The following is a 6867-nucleotide window of genomic DNA, read 5'->3' on the forward strand; positions in this document are numbered from 1 at the left end:
CCGCCCTGCTGCAGATCGCCCAGGCGTGGCTGGTGTTCTACACCGCGTATCGGATCCTCGCGCCCGGCGGCGTCGCCGAGTTGCACTTCCGCTGGGAAAAACCCCAGGTCGAATTCCTCCAGGGCTGGGTACGCAAGCTCGGGCTCGTGGTACTGGCGTTGGTGGCCGTGGTGGCCATCGCCGAACATCAGCCGGCAGCGCTGGCCGACGATGTGCTGGGTATCGGCGTGGTACTGACCTGCTACGCACTGATGGCGTGGCTGCTCGGGCGCCTGCTGCTCAACAGCCCGACCCACGAAAAAGCCTCGCTGTTTCGCAAGGCCGTGGGCCTGGTGTTTACGGCACTGCCGGTGGCGCTGTTTATCGCCGTATGCTTTGGCTACTACTACACCGCCCTCAAGCTCAGCGACCGGCTGATCAACACCTTGTACCTGCTGATGTTCTGGCTGGTGATCGAAGCCACCTTCGTGCGTGGCCTGGGTGTTGCGGCACGGCGCCTCGCCTATGCGCGGGCCCTGGCCAAACGCCAGGCCGCCAGGGAAGCCGGTGATGGTGAAGCAGTGATCGAAGAGCCGACCCTGGACATCGAACAGGTCAACGAACAGTCGATGCGCCTGATTCGCCTGGCGCTGCTGGGCGGCTTTATCGCTGCGTTGTACTGGGTATGGTCCGACTTGATCTCGGTGTTTTCCTACCTGGACAACGTCACCCTCTACGAATACACCAGCGGCACCGGCGCCAATATCAGCATGGTGCCCATCAGCATCGGCGACTTGCTCGGCGCCCTGATCATCATCGGCATCACCTTTGCCCTGGCGCGCAACCTGCCCGGCCTGCTGGAAGTACTGGTGCTGTCCAAGCTCGACCTGGCCCAGGGCAGCGCCTACGCCACCACCACCTTGCTGTCCTATGTGATTGCCGGCGTCGGGTTTGTCTCCACCCTGTCGACCCTCGGCGTGAGCTGGGACAAGTTGCAGTGGCTGGTGGCCGCGCTGTCGGTGGGGTTGGGGTTCGGGATGCAGGAAATCTTCGCCAACTTCATCTCCGGCATCATGATCCTGTTCGAGCGCCCGGTACGGATCGGCGACACCATCACCATCGGCAACTTGTCGGGCACGGTGAGCAAGATCCGCATCCGTGCCACCACCATCACCGACTTCGACCGCAAGGACATCATTGTCCCGAACAAAACGTTCATCACCGGGCAACTGATCAACTGGTCGCTGACCGACACCATCACCCGGGTCACCCTGAAACTGGGCGTGGACTACGGCTCGGACCTGGACCTGGTGAAGGAATTGCTGCTCAAGGCCGCCGCCGAAAACCCACGCGTGTTGAAGGACCCGGCGCCCCACGTGTACTTCCTAAACTTCGGTGAAAGCACCCTCGATCACGAACTGCGCATGCATGTACGGGACCTGGGCGACCGCAACCCGGTGATCGATGAGGTCAACCGCTTCATCAACCGCGAGTTCAAGAACCACCACATCAACATCTCGTTCCGGCAGATGGAGGTTTACCTGAAGAACCTGCATGGCCAGGAATACAAGCTGGTGCCGGTGGAAGAAGAAAACCGGACCATCCTGCCGCCCGCCCAGGACCAGGACCTGCCCGAGCCGCCGCCCGCCAAACTCGACTAAACGCGCTCTCCCCAGCAGAATGGTCGGACATTCTGCTCAGGAGATGGCCGTTGAAAGCCCTCGACGAACTGACCTTCGACAACCGCTTCGCCCGCCTGGGCGACGGCTTCTCAACCCATGTGCTGCCCGAGCCCATCGACGAACCGCGTTTAGTGGTGGCGAGCGAGGCAGCCATGGCGCTGCTGGATCTCGACCCCGCCGTGGCCGAAACACCGGTATTTGCCGAGCTGTTCGGCGGGCACAAGCTGTGGGCCGAGGCCGAGCCGCGGGCGATGATCTATTCCGGGCATCAGTTTGGCTCGTACAACCCGCAACTGGGGGATGGCCGCGGATTGTTGCTGGGCGAGGTGTACAACCAGGCCGGCGAGCATTGGGACCTGCACCTCAAGGGTGCCGGGCAAACCCCGTACTCGCGCATGGGCGATGGTCGTGCGGTGTTGCGCTCGTCGATCCGGGAGTTTCTGGCGTCGGAAGCACTGCATGCGCTAGGCATTCCCAGCAGTCGTGCGCTGTGTGTGATCGGTTCCACCACGCCGGTGTGGCGCGAGAAACAGGAGCGCGCCGCCATGGTGCTGCGCCTGGCCCACAGCCACGTGCGCTTTGGGCATTTCGAATATTTCTACTACACCAAGAAGCCTGAATTGCAGAAGCAATTGGCGGAGCACGTGCTGTCCCTGCACTTCCCGGAATGCATGGAACAGCCCGAGCCGTACCTGGCGATGTTCCGCGAAATCGTCGAGCGTAATGCCGAGTTGATCGCCAAGTGGCAGGCCTATGGGTTCTGCCATGGAGTGATGAACACCGACAACATGTCGATCCTCGGCATCACCTTCGACTTCGGGCCGTTTGCATTTTTGGACGATTTCGACGCGCAGTTCGTCTGCAACCACTCCGACCATGAAGGGCGTTATTCCTTCAGCAACCAGGTGCCGATCGGGCAGTGGAACCTGAGCGCTCTGGCCCAGGCGTTGACGCCGTTTATCAGCGTCGAGGCGCTGCGGGAAACGCTGGGGCTGTATCTGCCGTTGTTCCAGGCCCACTACCTGGACCTGATGCGCCGCCGACTGGGCCTCACCACCGCCGAAGATGACGATCAGAAACTGGTGGAACGCCTGCTGCAACTGATGCAGAACAGCGGCGTCGACTACACCCTGTTCTTCCGCCGGCTGGGGGATGAGTCCGCCGCCTTGGCCGTGGCGCGGTTGCGCGACGACTTTGTCGACCTCAAGGGGTTTGACGGGTGGGCGGATCTGTACAAGGCGCGCGTAGAGCGCGACGCCAGCGGCACAGAAGAACAGCGACGTGAGCGGATGCATGGGGTGAATCCGCTTTATATCCTGCGCAACTATTTGGCGCAGAACTCCATCCAGGCGGCGGAGCTTGGGGATTACAGCGAAGTGCGCCGGCTGCATGAAGTGCTGACCAAACCGTTTGAAGAGCAGCCGGGGATGGAACAATACGCCCAGCGGCCGCCGGATTGGGGGAAGCATTTGGAGATTAGTTGTTCGTCGTAGGAGCGAGCCAATGTGGCGAGGGAGCAAGCTCCCTCGCCACAACACGGATATATCCAGAAATAAGTATCGGACGCGCCTGACATCCCCAAATACACATCCGGCTTAGGGTTTAGCGGATGTGTAAATCAAATTTGAAACATAAAACCTTGACCCCAGGCCTTAGGGTCGTGGTGGCCAGGACGCTGGTCAGTGCGGTTGTTTTCGACGCTCTTGTTCCTCTTTCTCCGTTAATCGCTCAGGACTTGAGTGTTTCTCCGGCATTCTTTCAAGGCATGCTCGGCTTGTGCCTGATGGCTTTCGCATTCAGCCAGTTGTTTTCAACGCCGCTGGTCAACCGACTGGGAACCAGCGTCAGCCTGGCCGGTGCATCGGTGCTGATCGCGCTGCTATGTGTCGCAGTGGCGTTATCAACAAGCGCCCTCATGCTATCGATCATCTTTACTTTCATGTTCATCGCCAACGCGGTGGCAGCAACCTCTTCACGCCTTTGGCTACGTCAACGACTCGGGCAAACAACCTTCCAAAGCGCAACAGCTTATCTCTTGAGTGCTATTAGCGTCCTTACGGTAATAAGCCCGCCGACTCTGCTGGCGGCAGCCTCGTTTTGGGGGTGGAGATGGGTTTTTGGCGTACTCGGTTGCCTGCTTTTTATAATCGGCCTGGGACTTCTGGCCACTCATCACGGCAAGGCAACCGACCAAGGCCAACAGGCTGCAACTGAAACCCAATCTTTACTAGGGAAACACCCGAAATTCATCTGCGGTTTACTGCTTGCACTCCTGATACAGAGCGCCTTCACACAGCTGAACCTCAGCAAGGCGTTTGCCCTGCAGGGAGTTTTTCATCTCTCACCACAAGCAACAGGCATGATCCTTTCAGGTTGGGCGGCGCTGGTAGCGGCAGGTTTTTTCTTTTCAGGGAAAGCCGTCACACGATTCAGTGACGCCCAACGCCTAAATGCAGGATCCGCCTCTCAGTGCCTCGCCGCACTGTTGATGGTAGCGGCATGGCTACATGTCAATATCTACCTTTACCTGGCAGCTGCAGCAGCAACCAGTATTGCCTTCTGCATTTTGTTGCCCCTTGCGACCGGCTGGGCACTGGATATCGACGCGTCTCACCAAGCCAAAGCTTCTGCGGTTTTCGGATGCATCACTGTGGCCGGGGCAGGATTATTAACCTGGCTAGGGTCTCAATGGAATGCACCACTGCTTTTCACTCTGATGCTGGTGATTGGGGGTTGTGCTGTGGGCAACGTGTTTGCCTGCCAGCTGGCACGAAAGAAGATTGCACGCTGATGGCTTGTGTTGTTCCTTGATAAACCCCGACGGCGGCTCCAAATAGAACCCATTGGCCACTTTCACGGAGCCCAGCATGTCCGACTCTCTAGTAATCCCCTGTCCCCACTGCAACGGTCTTAACCGCATCCCCAATGAACGCCTGGGCGATGCGCCGAAGTGCGGGCGCTGCAAGCAACCGGTGCTGCTGAGCAAACCCTTTGAGCTGAAACAGGGCGATTACGCCAGCCAGATCAAGGGCGACCTGCCGTTGCTGGTGGACGTGTGGGCCGAATGGTGCGGGCCGTGCAAGTCGTTTGCGCCGGTGTTTGAGCAGGCCGCCGGGCAGTTGGCCGGGAAGTGCCGATTGGCCAAGCTCGATAGCGAGGCCAATCAGCAGTTATCCGCTCAGTTGGGGATTCGCTCGATTCCCAGCCTGATCCTGTTCAAGAATGGCCGGGAAGTGGCGCGTCAGAGCGGTGCGTTTCCGTTACCGCAGTTGATGAGCTGGCTGCGCAGTCAGGGCGTTTGAGGTAACGGGACACCCCGGTCCATCACTTGCCCCATCAGCAATACGCCCAATTCGCTCAACTGATGAATGGCCAACGCGACATCGCGCTGCTTGCCGGTGAGGTCGTCGGAAAGGTCGAGCAAGAGGGTGGTGACTGAGGAGAAGGTTTCGTAGGTATTGAGGATCAGGGTTTCGGTGGCTTGGCCGGGGCTGACTGTAAAAAGGTACGACGGGGGATTTGGAGTAGCTTTAAACATGGTCGACATTCCTGATTGGAGCCGCCATCTGATCGCTACTAAACGAATTAGGGTGGCAGCTGTACGCAGGTTAGTAGACCGGGAAATGTCGAAGCCGGCGCGCCCGAAGACGCCCTACGCACAGCTACCATCAAGCACAGACTCAGCGCCTGAAAGATGAAGCTTATGCACTTAACGACAAACACTCGGGCTACTAAACCCGATCACTGAGAATTCAGCGACCGAACAACCTTAGAGACGCCCATCCAGACGCACAAGCCGGCGGATTCTGGCGTAACTGTAGGCAACGGCGCAAGACGACGATTTCCCTGTAGGAACAAAGACCAAATGTGGGAGCGGGCTTGCTCGCGAATGCGGTGAGTCAGTCAATAGAGAATTCGACTGATCCACCGCATTCGCGAGCAAGCCCGCTCCCACATGGGTGATGTGTTGCCTGCTAAATCACGCGTTTTCCAGCAAGTTATGCAATTCCACAAACTGCTGTGTCAGCTTGTGCCGTGGGTCCAGGTGGATCAGCGGCATGTTCGCCTGGTGCGATTCACGCATGCGCACCGAACTGGTGAGGTACACCGGCAGTACCGGCAAACCTTCGGCAATCAATTCATCCAGCATCTGCTGCGGCAGGCTCGCCCGGGCCTGGAACTGGTTGACCACGATGCCTTCCACTTCCAGCCCTTCGTTGTGGTCTTCCTTCAATTCTTCAATCTCTGCCAGCAGGCCATACAGCGCCTGGCGGGAGAAGCTGTCGCAATCGAAGGGGATCAGCACGCGATCAGCGGCAATCAGCGCTGAAACGGCATAAAAGTTCAACGCCGGCGGCGTATCCAGGTAGATCCGGTCGTAGTCCTCGCTCAATTCATCCAGCAGCTTTCGCAGCTTGTTGATCTTGTGCTTGGCCTCGAGCTTGGGCTGCAGGTCTGCCAGTTCCGCGGTGGCGGTGATGACGTGCAGGTTGTCGAACGGGGTTTCGTAGATATCCACCTGGTTTTTCTTCGAAAACGGCCCGGAAGACAAGGTTTGCTTGAAGAAGTCGGCGATTCCCATGGGGATATCGTCGCCGGTCAGCCCGGTGAGGTACTGGGTAGAGTTAGCCTGGGCATCGAGGTCCACCAACAGGGTTCGATAGCCTTCGCTGGCGCTGACCGCCGCCAGGTTGCAGGCAATGCTGGACTTGCCAACACCGCCTTTTTGGTTGAACACCACGCGCCGCATGGAAAAACCTCCGTGTATCAATGAATGACCCGAGTGTAGAGGGCAAAAGCGCCCGTTAGCTACCTCGTTTGTTCCTGTACTACAGCATCAGAGGTTCTATCTCGCATAACAATTTCCCGTCTGTCCGACAAAGCAGGAATTGCCTGACACCTGCTGCCCTACCTGCATGATGGACAATCGGTAATTCTTTCCAGCGAATTTGTAATCATCCGTGAACAATTCTTTACCAAAGTTTGCTAGAACCCCGCAGCACCGGGATAATGCGCGCCATTCGGCGATTGCACCCTGTCCCGGTATTCGGGGCCAATGGCCGCACAAGGAAGCCCGCAGGGGCGGGATAACTTCTCAGTGATCAATTTCAACATCGCCCAATGGCGCGCCTGGGCTCCCGGGCTCGAAAGCGCGGACGACTGGCGTACCTGGTGCCGGCAGCCGATGTTGCTCGCCCGCAGCGAC

At 58.6% G+C, this 6867-nt stretch carries 6 protein-coding genes; 4 read left to right on the plus strand and 2 right to left on the minus strand.

The genetic code is table 11. From position 1 onward, the window contains the following. The 4 genes from HX846_RS05040 to trxC form a co-directional block, all read left to right on the plus strand. Window positions 1-1640 (plus strand): mechanosensitive ion channel domain-containing protein (locus HX846_RS05040; RefSeq protein WP_178965061.1); only part of this gene is annotated, 1640 nt, incomplete at its 5' end. A gap of 50 nt (window positions 1641-1690) precedes the next feature. After that, window positions 1691-3154 carry a protein adenylyltransferase SelO gene (gene selO, locus HX846_RS05045; protein WP_087692508.1) on the plus strand — a complete coding sequence of 488 codons (1464 nt, stop codon included), beginning with the start codon at window positions 1691-1693 and terminating at the stop codon, window positions 3152-3154. A gap of 167 nt (window positions 3155-3321) precedes the next feature. Further along, window positions 3322-4452: an MFS transporter gene (locus tag HX846_RS05050; RefSeq protein ID WP_256739772.1), complete on the plus strand. Its 1131-nt coding sequence runs from the start codon at window positions 3322-3324 to the stop codon at window positions 4450-4452. 76 nt (window positions 4453-4528) lie between these two features. Further along, window positions 4529-4963: a thioredoxin TrxC gene (gene trxC / locus HX846_RS05055; protein ID WP_003209402.1), complete on the plus strand. Its 435-nt coding sequence runs from the start codon at window positions 4529-4531 to the stop codon at window positions 4961-4963. On the opposite strand, the gene HX846_RS05060 is transcribed toward trxC, so the two are convergent. After that, window positions 4951-5199 (minus strand): DUF6124 family protein, encoded by a 249-nt coding sequence (locus HX846_RS05060; RefSeq protein ID WP_003209399.1) that lies wholly within the window; start codon window positions 5197-5199, stop codon window positions 4951-4953. The two genes, trxC and HX846_RS05060, sit on opposite strands and share 13 nt — an antisense overlap. A gap of 441 nt (window positions 5200-5640) precedes the next feature. Continuing rightward, on the minus strand, window positions 5641-6411 hold the full coding sequence (locus HX846_RS05065; RefSeq protein WP_003209397.1) for a ParA family protein: 771 nt from the start codon (window positions 6409-6411) through the stop codon (window positions 5641-5643). Window positions 6412-6867 lie beyond the last annotated feature (456 nt).

Source organism: Pseudomonas sp. K5002, assembly GCF_013386655.1.
Taxonomy (GTDB): domain Bacteria; phylum Pseudomonadota; class Gammaproteobacteria; order Pseudomonadales; family Pseudomonadaceae; genus Aquipseudomonas.

Coding starts and splice junctions, on each gene's coding strand:
- HX846_RS05065 (WP_003209397.1), bottom strand. CDS start 6,411: ATGCGGCGCGTGGTGTTCAACCAAAAAGGCGGTGTTGGCAAGTCCAGC.
- trxC (WP_003209402.1), top strand. CDS start 4,529: ATGTCCGACTCTCTAGTAATCCCCTGTCCCCACTGCAACGGTCTTAAC.
- HX846_RS05060 (WP_003209399.1), bottom strand. CDS start 5,199: ATGTTTAAAGCTACTCCAAATCCCCCGTCGTACCTTTTTACAGTCAGC.